Below are 20,994 nucleotides of genomic sequence, written 5' to 3'. Positions count from 1 at the left end.
ATTTAATTACGCTTTAGTAACTGGCAACACCGAGGCTTTCGGGTACATGCAAAAGACCTCTCACTGTGAGAGGTCTTTTTGATATTTAGGATTTTATTATTTTCCAAAATTCTGTTCCATAGCTTTTATTATAAAATTCAACAGGTGTTTGTATTTTTACAAAATTCTCGCCAACGTCTATCTTATTTACTTCATTTTGTAATGGTGAGCCAAATGAAAATTCCAGTTGCAAATCAGTAAGGTTAAACAAAATTGAATGCACTGTTCCAAAGCTTTCATTGTAATTATGGACGGATAATCCTTTAGGAAACTCTGTTAAAAGAAGCTCTTGTATTTCATTAACAGATCTTTTGCCACTTTCCATCAATTTCCCCTCTAAAATATCATATCTTACTTGAGAATGCTCGAGCTTGCCAGGCTCCATTTTTTGTATTGTAGAAAATAGACCATGGTTAGTGGCAATAAGATAATCTAATTCTGCACGTTTCACTTCTTTTATTCCGTCATATGTTCCAATTATAGCTGCGTCGCCATTTGCATCAGCTATAAGTAGATTCATATTCGTTCCTACAGGCATATTATTAACCATATAAATAGCCTCTTCTACATTTTTACAATTTTCTAATAGAGCTCTGACAATAACCATAAACTGTAATCCAGGTACTACTGGTGGTCTCATACCAGGATATTTGCCAATGGGCATGCCACACGATGCATAGGCAACACATAGCCCCTTCTCATTTAAGCCTTCGCTCCGACCGAATGTAGAAACAGAAAATCCTGTATGAGAATATTTCCCTTCGACGACTGTTGTACATAAGCGCATATCTGAAATGTTAGGTGAAAGATCATAATTTCTTATGACATAGGTTTTACCATCCGCCATTTTTCCTGGCAAAATAGCCCCTAAACTACACCCTCCAGGAATTAACCACGCATTTTGATAAAAATTTAGTTGTTCGGGCTCATAGCCAAAGCCTTCCGCAAAACCATCTAATTCTTTATTTAAACCTGGACAGTACTGCTCTATTTGTGCCTTCATTTGAAAATAAGCGTTGTCCGAAGTTAATTTTTCCGTAAAGAATAGCGATTTCGCAAAAGGATTTTTTTGAAATTCCCGAGCTTGTTGTTGTCCTATCTCGTATGAACTACCTTGAAGAAATGCAAACTGTCCTGTATTTGTTTTCATTGATATACTCCATTCCATATAGTACTTGCAAGACATTTCTACCCTTGCTACATATAGAATAAAGTCTCCATCTACTGGAGAGTTTAGCTAGTTTCTTATTTTCACAAACACTTTTGTCAAAAAATCATTAGGATGTAGCTCAATATTGGGTCTAATATTAATTGGATTTGCTACTTCAGTTGGGATTAACCCCTTTATGTATTGCTCCATAAACAATCCTTCTACATGAAGGGATTGTTCAGTCAGCCATTCCTGCAAACGACTATAGCCAAAATTCAACTCTGAATATGGTCCCTTTATATTTATACAAGCATACCTGCCTTCTGGTATTACTTTAATATACTCTGCCAGTTGAGTTGCTTTTACTGGCAACAGTAGTTCAACATCCGCTATATTTTGCTTCCTGTCCTGTTGATGAAAAATTGCAGTAAGCTTCCCTTCTATCTCTAATTGATATGCATAGATTCGTTCAAATAATTTTCGTACTAGCCTATCCATTTCAATAATATTGATCTTTTCACGGATGGCAAGCACCTGTATTTTTGGTCGTTCCTCTATATAACAACTTGATAATGTTGGCTTTAGATTAAATGTCTGAGCGTTCTGAATAGAATTTTTCACTTGGACAATATTTTGAATTTGTTCAGCAATTATTTCTTGTTGATGCTCTAATTCCTGAACTTTTTTATGTAATCTTAGCTCTAAATCTTGCCGATCATTTTTTCCTTTCATTATCTGTTCAATCTCTTTTAATGAAAAATGACAATTTTTTAGTACCTGAATCTTATTTAGCTCTTTCATTTTATCGTAATCAAAATAACGATAGCCGGTCACTTCATCTATAAAAGATGGTTCGAGTAATCCAATATCGCTATAGTAACGAATAGTTTTTACAGGAACATTACACAGGTTCGAAAATTTCCCAATGCTATACATAAGACACCTTCTTTTTAATTTAGTTGATTTCGATTCATCATGCTATATCTTCCATTTTGAATGAATTAAAATAAACCTCTCCTTGCTTAGTTATTGTACGATAAAGTTGTAGTAATTGTTTCAATATAATGCGCTTCACTATAACGTGAGGTTGATTTAGGCGTCCGATGAATCGTCTTGCTCTATGTCACAACAATTAGCTTTCACTCTAATCAACATATAAACATGATATACGTTTTAACAAATATCAACGACAACTTGCCCAAATACAAAAGGCGAAAGGACGCCTAAAAACCAAAAGAGTATGCTCATCATTTTTTGATTTGAGCATACTTCTTTTGATTATATACTAATTTGTTTCGTATGAGCATTAACTTGTTCCCGTGGGTATTTACCTTGCTTCCGCGGATATTTCCCCTGCTTCCGCGGGTATTTTCCCTCTTCGCGCGGGTATTTCTTCTGCTTCCGCGGGTATTCGCCTTGCTTCCGCGAGTATTTACCCTGCTTCCGAGGGTATTTTCCCTCTTCGCGCGGGTATTTCTTCTGCTTCCGCGGGTATTTACCTTGCTTCCGCGGGTATTTACTCTGCTTCCGCGGGTATTTCCCCTGCTTCCGCGGGTATTTTCCCTCTTCGCGCGGGTATTTCTTCTGCTTCCGCGGATATTTACCTTGCTTTCGCGGGTATTTTCCCTCTTCGCGCGGGTATACCTTGCTTCCGCGGGTATTTTCCCTCTTCGCGCGGGTATTTCTTCTGCTTCCGCGGGTATTTACCTTGCTTCCGCGGGTATTTGCCTCTTTCGCGGGTATTCGCCTTGCTTCCGCGAGTATTTACCCTGCTTCCGCGGGTATTTACCTTGCTTTCGCGGGTATTTTCCTTGCTTCCGCGGATATTTCCCCTGCTTCCGCGGGTATTCGCCTTGCTTCCGCGGGTATTTACTCTGCTTCCGCGGGTATTTTCCCTGCTTCCGCGGGTATTTTCCCTGCTTCCGCGGGTATTTTCCCTGCTTCCGCGAGTATTTTCCCTGCTTCCGCGGGTATTCTCCCTGCTTCCGCGGGTATTCTCCCATTTCGCGCGGGTATCTGCCTATTTCGCTCGGTTCGCCTTGCTAATAAGTGGGCAATGAATTTACCCATATAGAATTTTATTTTTTAAAGCGATTACGTGTATTGGATAGACAACTACAAAAATTGTAAGAACTATAAAGAGACGAGCCCGATGATAAATAGCCATTCGGTTTTGAATAGCTCATTCAGCGCCCATAATAGTAAGCAAAAACAGTAGCCGTACATCACTTTGCCCACAAATTTCGCGAGTGCTTTTTCGTTATATTTTTCTTTCTCACTGTCGGACATCGTATTATAGCCCGCGAGTAAAAATGCACCTTTTCCTTGTGATAAAACAATTGCAAATATTAGGAACGGAATCATTATGATGAACCCAACAATGGCATACATGATGATTAGTCTCTATTTTTCATTTAGAATAAATTGCTGAATGGCTGGCAGCAATTCTTTATGAAGTGGTAGTGATGGGTCTGAATACGTCGCTAAATTTTCCGCGCGATCTGCTGGAGCATTTTTTAACACATGATTCATTCCTTCCATATATTCCAGCTTGGCATCTGGTTTGCCTTTCTTTAACGCTTCCGCATCCGTTGCAACTACTTGTAAGTCGGTTGTTCCTTGAAGAATTAAAACTCGGCTATTCACTTTTGCTAACTCACTTGCAGGGTTATATTTTAACCATGAAATCATATACGGTTGAACGGAAGAACGGAAGAGTGATTGTAAATCTGGAGAAACGTTCTTCACTAGCTCTCCTTTTTTCAAGGATGCAAGTGCATCTGTTGATTCTTTTAGAAGCTCTGGAGATAATTGACCTTTTAATTGCTCTAACAAAATTTCATCTGCCGGTCTTCCAGCACCTGCGATAGAAACAAAGGACTCTACATTTGCTTTTTGTGCTGCTAGTAAACCAATTAGTGAGCCTTCGCTATGTCCAATAATATGAACGCTTGAATACGCTTTATTGGCTAATAGGGTATTAATTACTTGAACTGCGTCATCTACGTATTGGTCAATCGTGATATCCTCTTCCTTTGTTAAAAGGGATTGATTATCGCCAAGTCCACGTTTATCATAGCGAACAGTTGCAATACCGTCTTTTGCTAACCCTTCCGCAATCATTTTTAAGCTGTCATTTTTACCAGCTATAGCTGAATTTCCATTCTTATCAGTTGGGCCAGAGCCTGCTATAATAAGTGTAACTGGAGATGGCTCCTTACTAGCCTTTTGAAGAGCCACTGTTAACTCACCATCTTTAACGGGAATCTTTAACGTTTCATACGTAACTGGTTGTTCTGGTTGTTCTTTGAATGGTTTTAAGACAAGTGGGAATTTGCCACCATTTTGTTGAAACGTTGCTTCAATTTGCCCATCTTTTAATGTTCCGTTAATTTCAACTGCCGAGCCATTTAAATTGATTGAAACATTCACTTGATCACCATCATATTTAATGCTTTTGAATGGATAATTGGATAATCCTTGTGCCGGTACTGATAATGTCCCACTATCTTTCTGCAAATCAACGATAATTGGAAGTGCTCCGTTTGGCGTTTCAATATTTCCTTCCCATTTTCCTACTAGCTGTTCATTCATTTTATTGTCCTCCTTTGTCTCTTTACCTTTTGTATTGTCTTCCTTTTGAGCGCATGCTGCTAATAATAAGAGTGCACAGCATAAAAATAATAGTTTTTTCACAAAATCTCTCCCTCTACATGAAAATGACTAACAAGATTGGTAAAAATATGACAAGTAAAATGATATAGCTCCATTTATTCGCTAAATTCACAGTCCAACCAACGCCGTATTTCTTTTGCACTATTAGTGAAGGATCATTTTTATTGATGTAAACAATACCCCATTTCCAGTATCGATCATCGGCTGCAGCTGTTTCGTTTGTATGTAAATCATCAAAGCGCTCATTATTTTTACTTAACTTCCAAATGAAGAGGATAAGTCCCCCTAAAGAGACGATCATAAAAACGATAAAAAGAGGGAAGAAGCTGTTTGATTTTTTTATATCACTGTCGTGTAATGTAAAACAACAAGAAGAATGGTCATACTATAATTAATCGCCGCTAAGTACCAGCTGCCATATTTACGCTGTGTAAGCTCTCTATTGGCCGAAGCTGTTTTCGCCTGTGCGCTCAATTGTATTTTGGCACTTTTCATACCTATACTTATGATGAAAAAGCTAATTTGTGTCCCTAGTAAAATAAGCGGCATTACAATAACTGATAGCCATGTTTTTTCAGTCCAACCGTCTACCTCACCTGCTGCATTCCAATGGGTAGCAAATACATCTGGGATGGAATTGTAATTCATATAGGTAAAAGTAATCAATGCTAAAGTGATAATAATTGGTAATGCAAAAAATGTAGGTGAAAGTACTTCATCTCGATCTCGTATAGATAAATCCATCACATAAACGGTTTTTACATGTGCTTCCCAATTTTCTTGCTTTTTTAATTTTTTTGTTTTTATATGATAATACATATAAAGTCCAGCTGATATAAGAAGCACGACATATAGCAAGATAAAGGATAATAAAACAAATTGCTCTTCTTGAATGGACGTCAATAGTAGTAAAATTTGGCCTAAAAGAAATGCAGCTGCTATGCTCCCTACCAACATACTGTAATGCTTTTTAAATATTCGTAATTGCTGATGCTGCACATAGGGCTCCGGAATTGAAACGCCAAACACTGATGTTTTTCTCGTTAAATATGGTGTTATTGTTTCCAGTACTCCTACGAAGATAAAAATGCTTACTATAATAAGCATATTCCCCCTACTTCCATTGTTTTAAAATTCGATGAAACAAACTTGTCATCTGATCTTTTTCGAGACCACGTGCAAATGCCTCAGCCATAATTGGCTTTAAAGCATGTTCTACTTTTTCAACTTCCGTCTCTTCCAGCTCTTTTTTTTGACCACCGATAATGATAGCCTTTGCTTTCGGCTTTAATTCGATTAACCCTTTTTCTTCAAGTTCATGATAGCTTTTACTTACCGTACTGACATTAATACCTAAATCCGTAGCCATTGAACGAACTGAGGGTAATGTATCACCATTTTTCAGCTCTCCCTTAGCAATTAACTCAATTAACTGATTTGCTAACTGTTTGTAGAGCTGTAATTCACTGCTTGGGTCTAAATGAATATTCATCTTACCCCTCCCATCTGTACCGCTTATCACCAAACAGAAATCTGTCATACACAGAGTAATACAGTTTTCTGAAAGAGTCAATTTTTTCTATAAAGTGAAATTTAATCAGTGGGGTTTCTTTCCCCCACTGATTATTAGTCTTCACCAATCGGGCTTTTATGGGCAGTTAATCTCATACCTTACTTCTTTTCTTGCGTTGAACTTTAAAGTGGGAGTTCTACTGCCCGTTAATGCGGGATAAAGTAAAACTTAATCAGCGGGGTTTCTTTCCCTGCTGATTGTATTCACCAATCGGGCTTTAGGTCAATGAATACAAAATAAAAAAAGGATCCAGAAAAATTCTGGACCCAAGAACACTTATTTCTATTTGATTGTATCTGTATCGGTTTTTGCTTCTTCTTAAGATACAGCAAAACAGAATATCCTCTGCCTTACCTATTCCTTAAGATTTTAAAAGCTCACCCTATACAGTTGTGGCGGACTTTCCTGAGATTCCTGGTCTTTGGGTGTTTGACTACTCATTCTACATCCTCCTAATCACATTAGATTAATAAGTGGTTCCGTTCTTAATATGAACCGTTTCATAAATGTTTATTCATGTGGTGCTCATTTTTATTAAAGTGCCTTCATATAGCTTGAAACGCCAAGGAAATTTTACGCTTCTTCATTAAAAACCTGTTGCGCTATAGTTAAAGCATTTTGCACACGCGGAAAACCGATGTATGGCACTAATTGCAATAGTGCTTCCACAATTTCTGTTTGAGTCAAACCTGCATGTAAACCACGTTTAATATGTGTTTTTGTTTGTGGGGCAGCACCTTGCGTTACTACTGCTGTAATGACAACAAGTGCACGGCTTTTTGCCTCTAGCCCTGGTCGTGAATAAACATCACCATAGGCAAATTCAATAATCATTTTGCGTAAATCTGGTGCGATGTCAGCTAGTGCATCCGCCTCAATCATTCTTGCCGCTTCTTCCTTTGTCACATACTGCTTTATTGTTTCGATCCCCTTTGTAAAACGCTCATTCATTGAAAATCCCTCCCATTATTATTTCATTACACAAAAACCCCAATTCCGCGTCTCCAGAATTGGGGATTGTCCTTCACCTATGTAAGGGGCTCTTTTTCATTTCACCCTCTGGCTCTAACGAAAAAGGAAATGTTTTATCATAGTGCCTCACTGGACAGCTTTAATGAATATCTATGCAAAGTCACAAGGACATGCACGCTAAAATAATTGTTACGCAAGACAAGATTTTGCCTTTTCGATTTGGATGATTACTTGATCAAATCCTGTTCCACCTAATGAATGACGACGACGAACGGCAGCTTCAGGTGCTAATACATCGTAAATATCTGCTTCGATAAGCTCACTTTCTTTTTTCATGTCTTCAAGCGGTAAATCTAATAAGTAGATGCCCTTTTGAATACATGTGAATACAAGTTTTCCTGTCACTTCATGTGCTTCACGGAAAGGCATACCTTTTGTTGCTAGATAATCTGCAAGCTCCGTAGCGTTGGAGAAGTCAGAGTGTACTGCCTGGTGCAAACGCTCTGTATTGACAGTCATTGTGCGAATCATACCTTCAAAGATTTTTAGAGAACCAAGAATTGTATGGACTGTATCGAACATACCTTCCTTATCTTCCTGCATATCTTTGTTGTATGTTAACGGTGTTCCTTTAAGAACTGTTAATAAGCCCATTAAGTTACCATAAACACGTCCCGTTTTTCCACGGATTAACTCCGCCATATCAGGGTTTTTCTTTTGTGGCATAATAGAAGAACCTGTTGAGAAGGCATCATCTAGTTCGATAAATTTGAATTCATCTGTCGACCACAAAATAATTTCCTCGGCAAAGCGAGATAGATGCGCCATTAATAATGATGAATTACTTAAAAATTCAACGATAAAATCACGATCACTTACTGCATCCATAGAGTTTGCATAAATCTCGCTAAAGCCTAGAAGCTCCGCGGATTTTAAGCGGTCGATTGGAAAAGTTGTCCCCGCCATGGCACCTGCACCTAAAGGCAAAATATCGATACGTTTAAGTGACTCCGTAAAGCGTTGTTTATCACGCTCTAACATCCAGAAATAAGCCATTAAGTGATGCGCAAATGAGATTGGTTGTGCACGTTGCAAATGTGTATAGCCTGGTGCAATTGTTTCCACATGCTCCTCAGCTTTTTCTAGCAATGTCTTTTGGAATGTCTCTATTAAACCGATTGCTTCCTTCACACGTTTTTTCAAGAAAATATGCATATCCGTTGCTACTTGGTCATTTCGGCTACGGCCTGTGTGAAGCTTACCACCGACAGGACCAATTAAATCAATGAGCATTTTTTCCAAATTCAAGTGAATATCTTCATTAGCAACTGTAAATTCAAGCTCCCCTGCAATTGCTTTTTCTTGTAATTGTGCAAGTCCACCGAGAATTGCCTCTACGTCAGCTGCTGGTAAAATTCCTGTTGCGCCAAGCATCGTAACATGTGCTACGCTACCTTCAAGGTCTTCTAGAACAAGCTGTTGGTCAAAGCCAATCGATGCGCCGAACTCGTCCACCCATGCTTCTGCTGATTTTTGGAAACGTCCGCCCCAAAGTTTTGTCATAACAGCTCACCTTTTCCTTCATTTCTTTTTGAAAAGGTGCAGCATAGCACAAAGCTATCCTACACCTTGTTTGTCAAAATTAGTTTTTATTTATTTACTGAAGAGTTAACCACTGTTGGCAGACCCCATAATTCGATGAAGCCTACTGCTGAAGCATGGTTGAATTGGTCTTCTTTAGAGTAAGTTGCAAGCTTTTCACTATAAAGTGAATTTGGAGATTTACGTCCTTCCACAATTGCATGACCTTTGTAAAGCTTCACACGTACAGTTCCGTTCACAAATTTTTGTGATTCAGCAAGGAATGATTCCAGTGCTACACGTAATGGTGAGAACCATAAACCATCATAAATTAATTCAGATAATTTTTTCTCAATGACTGGCTTGAAGTGTGCTAACTCTTTTACAAGCGTTAAGTCTTCTAGCTCTTTATGTGCTGTTAATAACACTTTTGCTCCTGGAATTTCATATACTTCACGGGATTTAATACCAACTAATCGGTTTTCTACGTGATCGATACGACCAACACCGTGTGCACCAGCTACTGCATTTAGCTCTTGGATTAAATCAGCAAGCTTCATTTCTTTTCCGTTTAAAGCTACTGGCTTACCAGCAACGAATTCAAGTTCTACGTATTCCGCTTCGTCTGGAGCGTTTTCCACAGAAACTGTTAAACCATATGCTTCTTCTGGTGGAGATACCCATGGATCTTCCATTACGCCCGCTTCATTTGCACGGCCCCATAAGTTTTGGTCGATAGAGAATGGTGAATCTAATGTTGCAGGAATCGGTACATCATGTTTCATGGCATATTCGATTTCCTCATCACGGCTCCAGCCCCACTCACGTACAGGCGCTAATACCTCTAAATCTGGATTTAAAGCTTTGATGGAAACTTCGAAACGAACTTGGTCATTCCCTTTACCTGTGCAACCATGAGCTACTGCGTCCGCACTTACTTGATTTGCAATTTCCACTAATTTTTTTGAAATTAATGGACGAGAAAGCGCAGATACTAATGGATATTTTTGTTCGTACCAAGTATGAGCTTGTAATGAGATTAATGCATATTCTTCCGCAAACTCATCCTTCGCATCTACCATATATGATTCAATTGCTCCTACTTGAAGAGCTTTATTTTTTACGAATTCAAGGTCCTTACCTTCACCAACGTCAAGGCACACTGCAATAACGTCCCAACCTTGTTCTTTTAACCACGGAATTGCTACAGAAGTATCAAGACCTCCTGAATATGCTAATACTACTTTTTTATTTGCCATAAAAAATGCGCCTCCAATTAATCTATAAGATATGTATGTTTATACATTCAACTAAAAGTTTATACACGAATAGTATCATGTTATAAAAATAAAAACAAGTGTATTTTTATAAATTAATAGACTTTTATGTTTATTGTAAAAAGTGTGTCATTCTAACACTTTAAGCGCTTGTACAAACTATGAATATTTTTACTCGAAAAAACGATTTTTTACTCGCTACATGAATGTATATAGTATAAATTTTAGGATAGTAAATGGCTCTTCTACAAGACAAGGAGTCTGATGGGCGCTTTCCTGGGGGCGTCCGATGAGCAAATGACAAGCGTTTTAACAGATATCATTCCTAACATAAAAAAACTGTAAACACACTCGATTTTTACTCGAGTATATTTACAGTTGATTACCTATTTTTTATTAAAAAATGATTTGCCTAAAAACTCAACGGTTGCAGGTGCCATTGCATATAGCTTGCTTGTTAACCCCATGATCCGTGGTAAATTAACCTCTCGGACAGGACGCTCGATTGTATTTATCGTAGCTTGTGCCACTTCTTCAGCTGTTAATAAAAATCTTCCTAAAGACTCGCGATAGCCACTTTCATCACTCGCCTTGTCTAGAAATGGTGTATCAATTGGACCTGGATGTATCGCAGTGACTTTCACATTATACGGAGCCAGTTCCATGCGAAGTCCATTCGTAAAACCGACAATTGCGTGCTTTGTAGCAGCATAAACACTTGCCTTCGGTGTCGCTACCTTTCCTGCCTGTGAGCCGATAAAGATGAGCTGACCTTGTTGACGTTGTATCATAGGCGCTGCTAAACGTTTTGCTAAATATATCGGTACATTGACATTTAACTCAACCATTTGTCTAATAGCTTCATCTGATAAGTCAGGTGCCATACCAAATTTACCTACCCCGGCAGATAGAATAGCTACATCAAGAGGCGGTAGCTGAGCACATACTTCATCTATTGTAGCTACATTCGCTAAATCTGCTTGGATCACATTTGCGCCCACGCGCTCTAATGCTTTCAATGCGACTGTATTGCGTCCTGTCGCATAAACCGTATGACCTTGTGCTACTAATAATTCTGTAATTTTCAGTCCAACACCACTTGTTGCACCTGTCACGAAGATAGTCTTTTTATTCACGCTCATGTTTACACCTACTTTCTATGAAATAAAAAAATACCTTCTTCCGTTTTTGTAGATGTAATCAAATTGTTGGCCTCTAAGTAATCTAAATAACCGAGCGTTTTAGACAGTGTCAGACCAAGCTGACGTTGAAAAACTGCTGGGTAAAAACGCTTCGTTACTTGTACAGCAGTTAATGATTCATCACCAAATAATTCGCAAACCTTCAAAGCTTGCTGATGCTGGCGTTGTAATCGTTTATTAATTAAATCAGGAATATTCTGCAACTCTGCACCATGTCCTGTATACATTGTTTTAACTGGTAATCGTCGTAATATTTCTAGCGATTCATTATATTGTAGTAACGATTTCGTACGTCCTAATGCACGGTCTAGTGGTGGCTCAATTAACGGGTTTGGCGTTATTTTTTCAAGCAATAAATCTCCACCGATAACATGATGAGTTTTTTCATCCCAGAAGATTAAGTGACTTTGTGCGTGTCCTAATGTTTCAATAGCCTTTAATCCAGGATGTCCTGGCACTTCATCCCCATCGTTAAGAATTTGTGTTAATGGTCGTTCGCCTACAAGCTCTATTTCACGGCGGACATGTACACTCGGCTGGATATATTCTTGAGGAACACCGTGCTCAAATAAACGTTCACTGTAAAACTGCACATGGTAACGTAAAAAATCCTCGTCATGACGAAGCCATTTATCGTTATAGGCATGCCCTAAAATTTCTGCGTTTGGAAAGGCATCCACCCAACCTGCATGATCTGGGTGATGATGGGTTAATACAACCTGTTCAATATCTCTCATATCAAAGCCCGCTGCGCGAATACCCCATTTTAGCGCGTCATAGGCTTCCGTTGTTTTAGGACCAACATCAAAAATTGTCAACGCATCGCCTTTGACAACAAATGCATTTACATCTCCTACGTCATAGGGTGTTGGTATTTCTATTTTGTATATAGACAAAAGCTGTTTCCCCCTTTTATGCAACTAGTGAATACCGATTCATTCTATTTTACAAGTTTTTCTTCTTTTCGTCACCCTCCAGTTGACAGGTTGACGTATTATCAATATAATTTTGAATAATCTAATTATTTTTATGCGTTGATGAAGCCAAGTACGTAGTTGGTGAAGGTGTCATAGAGAGTGTTACATTTGCTGAAAGTAACATCACCCACTCCCATTACCGAACCTACTTCTGAGCAGTTATGAAAACATAACCGTTTCCCTTGCGATAAAAGGGCTATGAGTTGTGCCAATTGGCAAACAAAGGTGGTACCGCGGAAACTACAGCGTTTTCGTCCTTCTTTATAAGGACGAGAGCGCTTTTTTATCTTCATTCAGCAAATGTTTTAGTAGCGAAAGCGTAGCGACAGCTGAATGAAGATAAAGCCTCCGGCGGATGTCACGGATTTTCAAAGGAATGAATTGTGCTAGCACAATTCAAAATCCGGACGCAATTACGCCAAGGCGAAATTGATTTTGAACTGGAGGTTTTATCATGAAAAAAATACTATTTATTGGTGCAGGCTCTATGGCAGAGGCATTGATTCAGGGATGGATTAAAGAAAAAGTATTTACAGCGCAAGAAATTTACGTCACCAACCGCTCAGACAAAGACCGCTTACATTTTTTACACGACACATATGGTGTAAATTGCAATATTGACCATGATATTTATCAGCACGCTGATTTAATCATTTTAGCGATGAAGCCTAAAGATGCCGTTACAGCGATGCGTGAGTTAAAGCCTAAAATTGCAGAGCACTCAGCCGTTCTTTCTATTTTAGCCGGTATCGCTATTACTACTATTATAGAACATTTAGGTGCTCGCCCAGTCGCACGCGTTATGCCTAACACTTCTGCTACTATTGGGATGTCTGCAAGTGGAATTGCCTTTAATGACAAAGTGACTGCAGAACAGCGCTCCATTTTCTTACAGCTATTAGAGGCGGTTGGTTCAGTAATTGAGGTGGATGAGGATCAATTACATGCTGTAACTGCACTTTCAGGGAGTGGCCCAGCTTATATTTATTATTTAATGGAGGCATTTGAACGGGTAGGTACAAAGGTCGGTCTCTCAAAGGAAACAGTACGACTATTAATGACGCAAACACTAGCTGGTACTGCGGAAATGCTAAAGCAAACCGTCGAAGAGCCTGATGTATTACGCCGTAAAGTAACAAGCCCTGGCGGTACAACAGAAGCTGGAATAAAGGCCCTTGAACAATATCAATTTAATGAAGCTATAGAAGCATGTATTAAAGAAGCAGAAGCTCGATCCCGTTCACTTGCAAATAGTAAATAATGGGTGCAAAATAAAGTGAAACTTTAATCAGTGGGGGTTTTCTTCATCCCCCACTGATTATTAGTTGAACGAATCGGGCTTTTACGGGCAGTTTATCTCCCATCTAACTTCTTTGCTTTTGCCAAAATTTTGAGGTGGGAGTATTACTGCCCGTTAATGCGGGATAGAGTATATCACTAGGGATTAGGGGGCTTTCTGTTGACTAAATTATTTGAACCTTATCAATTACAAACTATCTCTTTAAAAAATCGTGTTGTGATGGCACCGATGTGTATGTACTCGGCGCAGGATGATGGACTTGTCACACCTTTCCACCAAGTACATTATGCAACACGGGCTGCTGGTCAAGTTGGTTTAATCATCGTCGAAGCTACTGGTGTTGTACCAGAAGGTCGTATATCTAGTAACGATCTCGGAATTTGGGATGACGCTCATATAGAAGGTTTAAGCCAATTAGTTCAAGGAATGAAGGCATACGGAGCAAAAACCGGCATACAGCTTGCACACGCTGGGCGTAAAGCAACTGTAGATGGAGAAATATTTGCTCCATCAGCCATTGCATTTAGCGATGCTTATAAAACACCAACAGAGATGACATTAGAAGACATTGAATATGTTGTAGAAGCATTTAAGCAAGCAGCTATTCGAGCAACTAAAGCAGGCTTTGACGTTCTAGAAATCCATGGAGCACACGGCTATTTAATTAGTGAATTTTTATCACCAGCAACGAATAAACGCAATGACCAATACGGTGGCTCTCAAGAAAATCGTTATCGATTATTACGCCAGGTCATCGATGCTATTCGTAGTGTTTGGGAAGGTCCTTTGCTTGTGCGTGTTTCCGCTGAAGACTATGCAGAAGATGGTACAACAATGGATGACTTTATCGTCTTCAGTCGCTGGATGAAATCACAGAGTGTCGATTTAGTGGATGTTTCTACAGGTGGTGTCGTGCAAGCTCATATAAATGTTTTTCCAGGCTACCAAGTGCCTCATGCTGAAGAGATTAAGCATGGTGCTGATATTCCAACTGGAGCGGTCGGCCTTATTACGACAGCCATTCAAGCAGAGGAAATTTTACAAAATAACCGTGCTGACTTAATTTTGCTAGCACGTGTTCTTCTTCGCGAACCCTATTGGCCACTTCATGCGGCCAAGGAGTTAGGAGAAGAAGTTCAACCACCAGTGCAATACGTACGAGGCTGGTAAAAATAACGGGATAGTGGCTATTCACCAACATGTAAAAACAGCTTGTTGATTTATTTTAACAAGCTGTTTTCATATTGTTCTATTAAGTCAATGATATTAAAGTGTCAGTGTCATATTAAATGACTTCAGCAACAACGTTTTATCTGTGCGAAAACGAGCGACAGCAATAACATTAGCAGAGGAAGCGACTCTAAGCTCATCCACAATAAAGTTGTTTAAAAGCAAATAAAGTTATTTAAAAAGATGGTGTGAAATTTCAATTAACACCATCTTTTATTTATATGTTGTATTAAAAAGTATGAAATTAATGCTTATGTTGATTGATATAATGAATAATAGCGTTATATAAAAATTCAGCTAAGTCTTCATTACTAAATTGATTTATATAATTTTTGAATCGATTATCAAATTTATACGTATTTGCAATACATGTCAACATTTCAGAGTCACATACAATAGATTGTTCGAGATAACTTTTCCACTCTACAATTAATTGCTGTACTTCATCGGAAGTAGGTGATTGATTAATATAGGAAGCAATTTTTCTAAATACTCTTTCCATTTTTTGTTCGAATTCATGAGATAAGTTTGCTTTTTCACTAGGAGAGAGTTTTTTCAGTTTCCCCTCAAATTTTTTGTATTTTTCTGTTTCTCCATAGATGAATTTCGCTTCATGAGCATATTGTTCTTGTAATGGTAAAATGGATGAATTATTAAAAATATTTAAATTGTAGATATCCTTTCCTGATACATACTCATCCACCGCAATAATAACTGTTTCTAAACGTTGTTTTTTTAACAATAAAGTTTGGTTATGCTTCTTTAATAATTGTTGCTTTTCTTCTCTCGTAAGTTTCAAAACATCCGCAATTTCCTTTAGAGAAAATTCCATTTCCTTAAAAAATAGAATGGTTTGAAGCTTTGCTAAACTGTTACTATCATATAGTCGATAACCATTATCTGTTAAGTAAATTGGCTTTAATAAATTTATTTTATCATAATATTGTAAGGTTCTTTTTGTTATGCCTGTAATTTGGACAATATCTTTAACCGTTAATAATTGTTTCTTCATCCCAAAATCCTTTTATTTCATCTAATATTAGATTGGCAGGAGTTATTGTAGCTTCAAAGATATTTTTACCTGTTTTTTCTAAATAGTATTTAATTAAATAGTATCCACAGGCATAACCAGCAGCATAAGACATATTGACTGGCATATAGTTTTGAAGTTTTGCTAATTCGTCACCATAAAGATACGGTGCAATTTTATCAAATCCTGTTAATTGTAATAGTTCCTTTAGCACAGGTTTAATATGTCTATTAAGCATTTCCATAGTTGTTTTCGATACCCAAGGACCAAGTAGATCTTCCCCAAAAATAGAAGTAGCAAAGTTTTCTGCTAACCCTTCACTAACAATTAATTCACCCAAAGTAACAGTATGGTCCCACTGAATAAATTGATATCGAACATTATGATTACATTCATGTGCTAAAGCAGCTTTCATTCGAGGTATTGTGTACTCATTTGGCACAAGTGTACACAATATATAGCCAGGGATACCTCCATCACCACTATATCCTTCATTTAACATTAATGAAGGGCTATTTGGATCCCCTAATAGAATCGTAAATAAGTAATCGGCTACACGAGGGTTCACATCATGCTCTCTAAATAAATGAAGGCTTTTCCTAACAGCTTCTTTACACTCAGACCAAAAAGAATCAGAAGAAATCAATTCTAATTCAGGTGTAATCTCATTTGAAATCTGATTAGGAGAAATGCTCATTATATTATTCAATGTAATAACATCAAAACCATTTGGCTCCTCAGCTTTAAAAGGAACATGTTGAATTTCCCATTTCCCCATAAACGGGGCCAACATTTCTTGTCTGTATAACTCAACCCTTTCCGCTTTTGGAGCTTGTAAAATTTTTCGATATATTTTATCTGACCGCAAGGATTTTATATTCATTTCTTTCACTCCCTTATTTAATATAGTTAAAATTATGCACTATGACGTAGCGTTATAGTCAAGGGAATTAACTAAAAATAAACACCTGAAGTATTAGATACAGTGATTAATAACAAAGTCGTTCAAATAATTATTGGTACTACACTTGCTGGAAAAATTGCTTTAGCTGCTTCAAGAGAAGTTGCTAGTCATACCGATTACGCAGACATTGGTATTAACGATAATTTACGAGAATTCGATTGTTTCTTTGAGAAAGCTTACAATTTAATCTACTAATATGTTAAAAACAAGGGTGACTAAATTGTAGTCACCTTGTTTTTTTTCACTAAGTTTAGGCCATATCCAAGTTCCCTAAAGCATAAATATTTTAGATGTTCGATGTAAACGTTTTATGTATTGTTATAGCCAAGATACAATAACCTTCTTGGCTACTAATATTACAAATTCTTTTTTAAACACACTAAAAACTCAATCATTCCATCTTCTATTTTGGCCGTTGCACTTCCACCTAATTTTTCAGCTAACAGCTTGACGATAGCTAGCCCTAGACCTGTGTTATTACGCCTGGAATTGTCTGTTGTATAAAATCGATCAAAAAGCTGGTTAGGATTTAGTTGAATATTTTCGTCAATCGGATTTTGAAAATAGATATATGCATGTTCCTCTTCTAGCCACATCTTTATAGTTACATCACCTTGCGCATGCATGATACTATTTCGTACTAAGTTTTGCACAATGCGTAAAAGCATTTCTTCGTCAGAGTTAATAATGAGCGGCTCAAAATTAGGCAAGTTGACGGCTATTCCTTTTTGTTCAAATTGTGCAAAGGCACCAGCAATCTCTTCAAATACTATATTTGATATATTAATACGATCTTTTTTGGGTTGATCTTCATTACTATGCAAATAGGAATATTCAAAAAATGTTTCTAATAATTGCTCTAGTCTTCCAACATGTTGTTGTGCGACTTCAAGCTTTGCAAGCTGCTTTTCTGTTAAGGATTCTTTTAAAAGCATTTGTTGATAGCCCTTTATCGCAGTTAGCGGCGTACGAAAATCATGAGAAATGTTTGAAATCATTTCCTTGTAGTATTTTTCTTCCCGTTTAATATACGACTTTGATTTTTGTGATTCTATTAATATGCGATTTATATTTGCCACTAGTTGATTTATTTCTTTGTTTAATAGCTCTACGCTAATTGGTTGCGTATATTGCTCATGTAGACGTTGTGACAATTGTACGTTCATCAATCGTAGTTGCCTTTGTATATAAAAAATATAAAACAGTAATCCTACAATGACTACAATTGCCACAACCCACATTCCCTACATCCCCTTACCTGATTTCTGCTTTTCTAAATATCATGAATGTTAAATATATAATTACTACTATAAAGATGACACAAATGGAAACGGCCGAAATTATATCACCTTTACTCATGCTTAAATTAAGCGTAATATACTCCGCTGAATATGGTGTGAAGGATAATACTTTATCTATAATCTCAAATGAATCTTGGAAACTCGCTACCTGCCCAAAGAACATGGACATCATGTAATACGCAGCTACTACAAGCACCGATTTTCTTAAGGCAAAAGCAAGTAAAATACAGGTCGTTAACTGGGCAAGATAGACCATTGTCATTGCGCTCATTATTGTTAAATATTCGCCAAAGGTACCACTAGTAGGCAAAGTTAGAATGCTTAAAAAACCTGCTGCTTTCCCACCCATGCTAAACGTGCTGCCCGTTGATAAACCAATTATAGTCACGATGATATACGGACTTACAAGAACAATAAGTAATATCCAGAAAACAATCGCTTTACTTATGACAATTTGGATTCTTGCAAACCCGCTTATAATAGGATGATGGATATTTTTTGTGTCAAAGTCTGAACAAATAAGTGTAGTGGCAAGTACTGCGCCTACTATTGACATCGTATTCATATCAGATAATAAAAATCCAACGTTACTGATGCTTTCATTTAGTGAGTTATTGCCGATCCCATAGGCAATACTAAACATTGCTATTGCAGAACATGTTGTAAGAGCCAGTAAGACCCAAAATATTTTGGATTTAGTTGTTTTATAGAGGTAAGCACGTACTAAATTAAACAAGTCGCTCACCTCCAATTAACGTAAGGAAGTAGTTCTCTAATGTATCTCCTTGTATACTAAATTCCGTAAGTGTTACCCCATTTTCAAATAATGCGGTTGATACATCTCCAAGATCTTCTAAGAAATCGTACAATTTAATCGTTTTATTTGGCATGACTTGAAAGTTTTGTGTTTTAAGAATTGTCTCTAATACATGTGCACATTGTTCGGGAGCTGTACAACCAATGCGAATATAATGTCTACATTCTTCGTCGAGCTGTTGTTGAGTCATTTGTTTCATAATTTTCCCTTTATGAATAATGATATAATCAGTTGTTGTTTGATAAAGTTCTGGTAAATTATGACTCGAAATTAAAATCGTCATCTGTCGCTCTTCACAAAGACGTGTTAAAAGCTCACGAATTTCTACAACACCTATAGGATCTAACCCATTCACTGGCTCATCTAAAATCAATAGCTCTGGGTTAGTTAATAACGCAATGGCAATGCCTAAACGTTGTTTCATCCCTAGTGAAAAATGCTTAGCTTTCTTATGGTTTGTACTCGTCAATCCAACCAATTGCAATATCTCATCCTCAAGCTCCTCATTCGGAATCCCTCGCATTAAACGATGATATTTAAGGTTACCTTTTGCAGTCATATCAGGACTAATCGCTGGTTGTTCAATCATGCTGGCAATACGTTTTCGTTGCTGCTGTATTTCCTTTCCAGATGATTTTCCAAATAACTCAAATGAACCTTCTGTTTGAAAACTAATCCCTGAAATAATCTTCATTAAGGTTGATTTTCCCGCACCATTTTCACCAATAAGCCCATAAATACGTCCTTCTTTTAATTCGATTGATACGTCGTGAAGCACTGTTTGCTTTTTATATGTTTTTGTTAATTGATTCGTTTTTAATATGGTTTCACCCATAGTAAGCACCTCCCTTTCATATTCATAGATTACTCATGAAAGGTATAGATAAAGTAAAGATGGCGTATAGATTACGGATAATTTATGGACGTAAACGATATCCAAGTCCTCGAAGCGTCTCGATATAATCCGCTTGTGGATTTTTTGTCTTTAATTTATGTCGAAGATTACTAATATGGATTTTAATAATATGTTCATCCCCTAAATATTCTTCCTGCCAAATGGATTCATATAAATTTGCTTTCGTGAATACTTTCTCTTGGTTTGTCATAAACAGTTCAAACAGTAAATATTCCTTTGCAGTTAGCAAGACCTCTTCACCACTCACTGTAACTCGCTTAGCGACATCATCCAGTACTATATCCTTGTATTGTAGCTGCTTCATTGGTGTAGCTTGTTTTTTAACACGACGTAATATGGATTCAATACGGGCAAGAACCTCACCAAGGTCAAAAGGTTTCGTAATATAATCGTCCGCTCCTAAACGAAGCAAATCAATTTTTGTCGACACTAAATCTTTTGCTGAAATCATAACAACAGGTACATCCGAAATAGCGCGAATTTCTTTTAGTAATTCATCCCCACTTTTATAGGGAAGCATAATATCAAGAAGCACTATATCAAACTCATTTTGCAGAAATGCCCGGTGACCTTCTATACCATCCATCACACTTGTCACCTGATAATCTGCTTGCTCAAACAATTCTGTTAACATTGCATTTACATCTTCATGATCCTCAGCCATTAAAATTCTCAATACAATCACACCTTTGTTAAAATATTCCTATTAATATTATATAAAACTTTATGTCGTTCAACATTAATTAATTTTAATAGCTATCATCATAACATGGGTTGATTTCCACTCCGACTGGGCGCTTTCCTGGGGGCGTCCGATGAGCCGCATCGATGTTGGTCACGAAGGCGTTATCACAGGACGTGATGCTTTTAGCCTTCGTTCCTCTATTGCTAATCCCCAAGGGGGCGTTCAGTCTTCACTCCAATCAACTTACATAGCATAAGTTTTACTAACGACTTCCCTACTTTTGATATGACCACATTAATAAAGTT

Annotated in this window: 23 protein-coding genes; 4 read left to right on the top strand and 19 right to left on the bottom strand. The window is 37.5% G+C overall.

Annotated features, from left to right (window positions below):
• Positions 1–85: 85 nt before the first annotated feature.
• The 13 genes from ACFCYJ_RS03695 to ACFCYJ_RS03635 form a co-directional block, all read right to left on the bottom strand.
• A complete protein-coding gene (locus tag ACFCYJ_RS03695) occupies positions 86–1,189 on the bottom strand; it encodes a C45 family autoproteolytic acyltransferase/hydrolase (protein ID WP_376070838.1) in 1,104 nt (367 codons plus the stop codon).
• 87 nt (positions 1,190–1,276) lie between these two features.
• The gene (locus ACFCYJ_RS03690) at positions 1,277–2,125 is read right to left on the bottom strand and encodes a MerR family transcriptional regulator (protein WP_376070836.1); all 849 of its coding nucleotides are present in this window, start codon (positions 2,123–2,125) and stop codon (positions 1,277–1,279) included.
• 767 nt (positions 2,126–2,892) lie between these two features.
• On the bottom strand, positions 2,893–3,192 hold the full coding sequence (locus ACFCYJ_RS03685) for a hypothetical protein (protein ID WP_376070833.1): 300 nt from the start codon (positions 3,190–3,192) through the stop codon (positions 2,893–2,895).
• A gap of 130 nt (positions 3,193–3,322) precedes the next feature.
• On the bottom strand, positions 3,323–3,580 hold the full coding sequence (locus ACFCYJ_RS03680; RefSeq protein ID WP_376070830.1) for a DUF3784 domain-containing protein: 258 nt from the start codon (positions 3,578–3,580) through the stop codon (positions 3,323–3,325).
• 12 nt (positions 3,581–3,592) lie between these two features.
• Positions 3,593–4,885 carry an alpha/beta hydrolase gene (locus ACFCYJ_RS03675; RefSeq protein ID WP_376070828.1) on the bottom strand — a complete coding sequence of 431 codons (1,293 nt, stop codon included), beginning with the start codon at positions 4,883–4,885 and terminating at the stop codon, positions 3,593–3,595.
• Positions 4,886–4,898: 13 nt separating this feature from the next.
• Complete coding sequence (locus tag ACFCYJ_RS03670; protein WP_376070825.1) at positions 4,899–5,165, bottom strand: DUF5808 domain-containing protein; 267 nt, start codon at positions 5,163–5,165, stop codon at positions 4,899–4,901.
• Between the two features lie 38 nt (positions 5,166–5,203).
• A complete protein-coding gene (locus tag ACFCYJ_RS03665) occupies positions 5,204–5,971 on the bottom strand; it encodes a DUF1648 domain-containing protein (protein WP_376070823.1) in 768 nt (255 codons plus the stop codon).
• A gap of 7 nt (positions 5,972–5,978) precedes the next feature.
• Complete coding sequence (locus ACFCYJ_RS03660) at positions 5,979–6,356, bottom strand: GntR family transcriptional regulator (protein WP_376070820.1); 378 nt, start codon at positions 6,354–6,356, stop codon at positions 5,979–5,981.
• 654 nt (positions 6,357–7,010) lie between these two features.
• Positions 7,011–7,388 (bottom strand): carboxymuconolactone decarboxylase family protein, encoded by a 378-nt coding sequence (locus tag ACFCYJ_RS03655; RefSeq protein ID WP_376070817.1) that lies wholly within the window; start codon positions 7,386–7,388, stop codon positions 7,011–7,013.
• 210 nt (positions 7,389–7,598) lie between these two features.
• Complete coding sequence (gene argH / locus ACFCYJ_RS03650; RefSeq protein ID WP_376070815.1) at positions 7,599–8,972, bottom strand: argininosuccinate lyase; 1,374 nt, start codon at positions 8,970–8,972, stop codon at positions 7,599–7,601.
• 86 nt (positions 8,973–9,058) lie between these two features.
• Positions 9,059–10,249 (bottom strand): argininosuccinate synthase, encoded by a 1,191-nt coding sequence (locus tag ACFCYJ_RS03645; RefSeq protein ID WP_376070812.1) that lies wholly within the window; start codon positions 10,247–10,249, stop codon positions 9,059–9,061.
• A gap of 404 nt (positions 10,250–10,653) precedes the next feature.
• Positions 10,654–11,409, bottom strand: a complete 756-nt coding sequence (locus tag ACFCYJ_RS03640) for an SDR family NAD(P)-dependent oxidoreductase (protein ID WP_376070809.1) — start codon at positions 11,407–11,409, stop codon at positions 10,654–10,656.
• Positions 11,410–11,417: 8 nt separating this feature from the next.
• Positions 11,418–12,365: an MBL fold metallo-hydrolase gene (locus ACFCYJ_RS03635; RefSeq protein ID WP_376070807.1), complete on the bottom strand. Its 948-nt coding sequence runs from the start codon at positions 12,363–12,365 to the stop codon at positions 11,418–11,420.
• 535 nt (positions 12,366–12,900) lie between these two features.
• Between ACFCYJ_RS03635 and proC the strand changes: the two genes are divergently transcribed.
• Complete coding sequence (gene proC, locus ACFCYJ_RS03630) at positions 12,901–13,707, top strand: pyrroline-5-carboxylate reductase (protein WP_376070804.1); 807 nt, start codon at positions 12,901–12,903, stop codon at positions 13,705–13,707.
• Positions 13,708–13,905: 198 nt separating this feature from the next.
• Positions 13,906–14,916: an NADPH dehydrogenase NamA gene (namA, locus tag ACFCYJ_RS03625; RefSeq protein ID WP_376070802.1), complete on the top strand. Its 1,011-nt coding sequence runs from the start codon at positions 13,906–13,908 to the stop codon at positions 14,914–14,916.
• Positions 14,917–15,220: 304 nt separating this feature from the next.
• Here the strand turns inward: namA and ACFCYJ_RS03620 are convergent, their stop codons facing one another.
• Together ACFCYJ_RS03620 and ACFCYJ_RS03615 are read right to left on the bottom strand one after the other, a co-directional pair.
• The gene (locus tag ACFCYJ_RS03620; RefSeq protein WP_376070800.1) at positions 15,221–15,988 is read right to left on the bottom strand and encodes a MerR family transcriptional regulator; all 768 of its coding nucleotides are present in this window, start codon (positions 15,986–15,988) and stop codon (positions 15,221–15,223) included.
• Complete coding sequence (locus ACFCYJ_RS03615; protein WP_376071215.1) at positions 15,963–16,889, bottom strand: DUF2268 domain-containing putative Zn-dependent protease; 927 nt, start codon at positions 16,887–16,889, stop codon at positions 15,963–15,965. Before ACFCYJ_RS03615 ends, ACFCYJ_RS03620 begins: the two co-directional genes overlap by 26 nt.
• A gap of 102 nt (positions 16,890–16,991) precedes the next feature.
• Between ACFCYJ_RS03615 and ACFCYJ_RS03610 the strand changes: the two genes are divergently transcribed.
• A complete protein-coding gene (locus ACFCYJ_RS03610) occupies positions 16,992–17,165 on the top strand; it encodes a hypothetical protein (RefSeq protein ID WP_376070797.1) in 174 nt (57 codons plus the stop codon).
• Positions 17,166–17,326: 161 nt separating this feature from the next.
• Here ACFCYJ_RS03610 and ACFCYJ_RS03605 read toward each other — a convergent pair whose 3' ends face one another.
• The 4 genes from ACFCYJ_RS03605 to ACFCYJ_RS03590 form a co-directional block, all read right to left on the bottom strand.
• A complete protein-coding gene (locus tag ACFCYJ_RS03605; RefSeq protein WP_376070794.1) occupies positions 17,327–18,211 on the bottom strand; it encodes a sensor histidine kinase in 885 nt (294 codons plus the stop codon).
• A 13-nt stretch (positions 18,212–18,224) separates the two neighbouring features.
• On the bottom strand, positions 18,225–19,007 hold the full coding sequence (locus tag ACFCYJ_RS03600; protein WP_376070792.1) for a hypothetical protein: 783 nt from the start codon (positions 19,005–19,007) through the stop codon (positions 18,225–18,227).
• Entirely contained in the window at positions 19,000–19,923 is a 924-nt protein-coding gene (locus ACFCYJ_RS03595) for an ATP-binding cassette domain-containing protein (RefSeq protein ID WP_376070790.1), read from the bottom strand. The genes ACFCYJ_RS03600 and ACFCYJ_RS03595 overlap by 8 nt, the downstream gene beginning before the upstream one ends.
• Positions 19,924–20,005: 82 nt before the next feature.
• Positions 20,006–20,680: a response regulator transcription factor gene (locus tag ACFCYJ_RS03590; protein WP_376070787.1), complete on the bottom strand. Its 675-nt coding sequence runs from the start codon at positions 20,678–20,680 to the stop codon at positions 20,006–20,008.
• 139 nt (positions 20,681–20,819) lie between these two features.
• On the opposite strand from ACFCYJ_RS03590, the gene ACFCYJ_RS03585 reads away from it, so the two are divergent.
• Positions 20,820–20,945 (top strand): hypothetical protein, encoded by a 126-nt coding sequence (locus ACFCYJ_RS03585; protein ID WP_376070785.1) that lies wholly within the window; start codon positions 20,820–20,822, stop codon positions 20,943–20,945.
• Positions 20,946–20,994 lie beyond the last annotated feature (49 nt).

The organism is Lysinibacillus sp. NPDC056232, assembly GCF_042267565.1.
Classification (GTDB): Bacteria; Bacillota; Bacilli; order Bacillales_A; family Planococcaceae; genus Lysinibacillus.
This window is presented reverse-complemented; position numbering and strand designations above follow the sequence as displayed.

Bases quoted from the DNA above. Each gene is read 5' to 3' on its own strand.
- ACFCYJ_RS03595 (WP_376070790.1), bottom strand. From the start codon at position 19,923: ATGGGTGAAACCATATTAAAAACGAATCAATTAACAAAAACATATAAA.
- ACFCYJ_RS03615 (WP_376071215.1), bottom strand. From the start codon at position 16,889: ATGAATATAAAATCCTTGCGGTCAGATAAAATATATCGAAAAATTTTA.
- ACFCYJ_RS03685 (WP_376070833.1), bottom strand. From the start codon at position 3,192: ATGGGAGAATACCCGCGGAAGCAGGGAGAATACCCGCGGAAGCAGGGA.
- ACFCYJ_RS03655 (WP_376070817.1), bottom strand. From the start codon at position 7,388: ATGAATGAGCGTTTTACAAAGGGGATCGAAACAATAAAGCAGTATGTG.
- ACFCYJ_RS03640 (WP_376070809.1), bottom strand. From the start codon at position 11,409: ATGAGCGTGAATAAAAAGACTATCTTCGTGACAGGTGCAACAAGTGGT.
- ACFCYJ_RS03695 (WP_376070838.1), bottom strand. From the start codon at position 1,189: ATGAAAACAAATACAGGACAGTTTGCATTTCTTCAAGGTAGTTCATAC.
- ACFCYJ_RS03690 (WP_376070836.1), bottom strand. From the start codon at position 2,125: ATGTATAGCATTGGGAAATTTTCGAACCTGTGTAATGTTCCTGTAAAA.
- ACFCYJ_RS03585 (WP_376070785.1), top strand. From the start codon at position 20,820: ATGAGCCGCATCGATGTTGGTCACGAAGGCGTTATCACAGGACGTGAT.
- ACFCYJ_RS03660 (WP_376070820.1), bottom strand. From the start codon at position 6,356: ATGAATATTCATTTAGACCCAAGCAGTGAATTACAGCTCTACAAACAG.
- ACFCYJ_RS03680 (WP_376070830.1), bottom strand. From the start codon at position 3,580: ATGTATGCCATTGTTGGGTTCATCATAATGATTCCGTTCCTAATATTT.
- ACFCYJ_RS03645 (WP_376070812.1), bottom strand. From the start codon at position 10,249: ATGGCAAATAAAAAAGTAGTATTAGCATATTCAGGAGGTCTTGATACT.
- ACFCYJ_RS03670 (WP_376070825.1), bottom strand. From the start codon at position 5,165: ATGATCGTCTCTTTAGGGGGACTTATCCTCTTCATTTGGAAGTTAAGT.
- argH (WP_376070815.1), bottom strand. From the start codon at position 8,972: ATGACAAAACTTTGGGGCGGACGTTTCCAAAAATCAGCAGAAGCATGG.
- ACFCYJ_RS03620 (WP_376070800.1), bottom strand. From the start codon at position 15,988: ATGAAGAAACAATTATTAACGGTTAAAGATATTGTCCAAATTACAGGC.
- ACFCYJ_RS03605 (WP_376070794.1), bottom strand. From the start codon at position 18,211: ATGTGGGTTGTGGCAATTGTAGTCATTGTAGGATTACTGTTTTATATT.
- proC (WP_376070804.1), top strand. From the start codon at position 12,901: ATGAAAAAAATACTATTTATTGGTGCAGGCTCTATGGCAGAGGCATTG.
- ACFCYJ_RS03665 (WP_376070823.1), bottom strand. From the start codon at position 5,971: ATGCTTATTATAGTAAGCATTTTTATCTTCGTAGGAGTACTGGAAACA.